General features: G+C 63.6%; 3 protein-coding genes. All 3 read left to right on the forward strand.

The genetic code is table 11. From position 1 onward, the window contains the following. Positions 1-499, forward strand: a 499-nt coding sequence (locus B3V69_RS11330; protein WP_296446594.1) for a 3-oxoacid CoA-transferase subunit A, incomplete at its 5' end; no start/stop codon positions are given. Between the two features lies 1 nt (position 500). After that, positions 501-1,142 (forward strand): 3-oxoacid CoA-transferase subunit B, encoded by a 642-nt coding sequence (locus tag B3V69_RS11335; protein ID WP_296446596.1) that lies wholly within the window; start codon positions 501-503, stop codon positions 1,140-1,142. 22 nt (positions 1,143-1,164) lie between these two features. Further along, on the forward strand, positions 1,165-1,988 hold an 824-nt coding region (locus B3V69_RS11340; protein WP_296446599.1), incomplete at its 3' end, for an acetyl-CoA C-acyltransferase.

The raw sequence follows: 1,988 nt of genomic DNA on the forward strand, positions 1-1,988 counted from the left end.
CGGCCGTGTGCGCAAGGTCATCTGCAGCTTTCCGCGCCAGGCTGATAGCTACGTTTTTGACGGGCTGTACCGTTCGGGCAAGCTGGAGCTGGAACTGGTGCCGCAAGGCAATCTGTCCGAGCGCATCCGCGCGGCCGGCGCCGGCATCGGCGCCTTCTTCACGCCCACCGGCTATGGCACGGACCTGGCCCGAGGCAAGGAGACGCGCGAGATCAATGGCCGGCACCATGTGCTGGAGTACCCCATACACGGCGATGTGGCCTTGATCAAGGCCGAGCGTGGTGACCGCTGGGGCAACCTGACCTACCGCATGACGGCGCGCAATTTCGGCCCTTCCATGGCCATGGCCTGCAAGCAGACCATTGCCAGCGTGCACGAGATCATGGAACTCGGCGGACTCGACCCCGAGGCCATCATCACGCCGGCCATCTTCGTCAGCAAGATCGTGAAGATTGAGCGCCAGGCCACGCAGGCTGGCGGTTTCAAGAAGGCGGCCTGAAGTGTCCTACCAGAAACGCAGCAAAGACCAGCTCGCCGCCCGCGTGGCGCAGGATATCCCCGAGGGCGCGATAGTGAACCTGGGCATTGGCCAGCCGACGCTAGTGGCCAACCATATCCCGGCCAACCGCGAAGTGCTGCTGCACAGCGAGAACGGCCTGCTCGGCATGGGCCCGGCGCCAGCACCGGGGCAGGAAGACTACGACCTCGTCAACGCCGGCAAACAGCCGGTGACGCTGCTGCCGGGTGGCTCCTACTTCCACCACACCGACAGCTTTGCCATGATGCGCGGCGGCCATCTGGACATCTGCGTGCTCGGTGCCTTTCAGGTCTCCGCCACAGGTGACCTGGCCAACTGGCACACCGGCGAGAAAGATGCCATTCCGGCGGTCGGTGGCGCCATGGACCTGGCGGTCGGCGCCAAGCAGACTTGGGTCATGATGGACCTGCTGACCAAGCAGGGCCAGAGCAAGGTGGTGTCGGCCTGCACTTATCCGCTGACCGGCATCGCTTGCGTCAAACGCATCTATTCCGACCTGGCGACTTTGGAATGCACGCCCAATGGACTGAAACTGATTGATAAAGTGGATGGGCTGGACCATGCCGAGCTGGAGAAGCTGGTGGGCCTGCCGATCCGTCACTGAAGAAAGAGCAAAGGACCCAACCATGAACCAACAAGCCTATATCTGCGACGCCATTCGCACCCCCTTCGGCCGCTACGGCGGCGCTCTCAGCAGCGTGCGCACCGATGACCTCGGTGCCCTCCCGCTCAAAGCCCTCATAGTGCGCAACCCGAAGGTCGACTGGCAAGCCGTCACCGACGTGATCTACGGTTGCGCCAACCAGGCCGGTGAAGACAACCGCAACGTCGCCCACATGGCCAGCTTGCTGGCCGGTCTGCCGTTTGAAGTGCCGGGCGCCACCATCAACCGCCTGTGCGGCTCGGGCCTGGATGCTTTAGGCACGGCAGCCCGCGCCATCAAAGCGGGAGAAGCTACATTAATGATAGCGGGCGGGGTCGAAAGCATGAGCCGCGCGCCGTTCGTCAGCCCGAAGGCCGAGAGTGCCTTCAGCCGCACCCAGGCGGTCTATGACACCACCATCGGCTGGCGCTTCATCAACAAGCTGATGAAAGAGAAATACGGTGTCGACAGCATGCCCGAGACGGCAGAAAACGTCGCCACCGAGTACAAGATCGAGCGCGAGGCGCAAGACAAAATGGCGCTGGCCAGTCAGATGAAAGCGGTGGCGGCCCAGAAGGCCGGCCACCTGGCGCGCGAAATCACGCCGGTGACGATTGCCCAGAAGAAGGGCGATGCCCTCGTCATAGACAAAGACGAGCACCCGCGTGAAACCAGTCTCGAAGCGTTGGCCAAGCTCAAACCGATCGTGCGTCCCGACGGCACGGTCACCGCCGGCAACGCCAGCGGCGTCAACGACGGTGCCTGCGCGCTGCTGCTGGCCGACGAAGCCACGGCCGCCAAGAACGG

This window comes from Rhodoferax sp. UBA5149 (assembly GCF_002413825.1).
Lineage (GTDB): Bacteria > Pseudomonadota > Gammaproteobacteria > Burkholderiales > Burkholderiaceae_C > Rhodoferax.